1 pseudogene is annotated in these 341 nt (G+C 49.9%); it reads right to left on the bottom strand.

What is annotated here, in order from left to right:
• Positions 1-341 (bottom strand): annotated as a pseudogene (locus AB4585_RS29545) (amino-acid N-acetyltransferase); the annotation flags it as partial.

Genomic DNA, 341 nt, shown 5'->3' on the forward strand with positions numbered 1-341 from the left:
CTCTTGGATCAAGGCTCCATCATCCACATAGCTGACTAAGTGGCTACGTTGCACCCCTTTACGGCACGCTTTGACTGCCGCCTGCAAGAAGCGATGAGTGCTTGGGGCGTTGTTATTCACCTCTTGTTGTAGAATATGCTCCACCTCATGAGGGAATAACTCTGCTGCAACCTCTCCATTAGGCTTGATATAGCCTTGGTCTGAGCTAAACCCGATCAACTTGTCGGCGCTTAATTTAATGGCCACCTGTGTGGCAAGTTCTTCTGAAACAAGATTAAAGCACTCTCCGGTAACGGAACCGGCAACAGGGCCAATCAACACAATGGAGCCTTGCTCTAGCG

It is taken from the genome of Vibrio sp. 10N.222.49.C9 (assembly GCF_041474985.1).
GTDB classification, from domain to species: Bacteria; Pseudomonadota; Gammaproteobacteria; order Enterobacterales; family Vibrionaceae; genus Vibrio; species Vibrio crassostreae_C.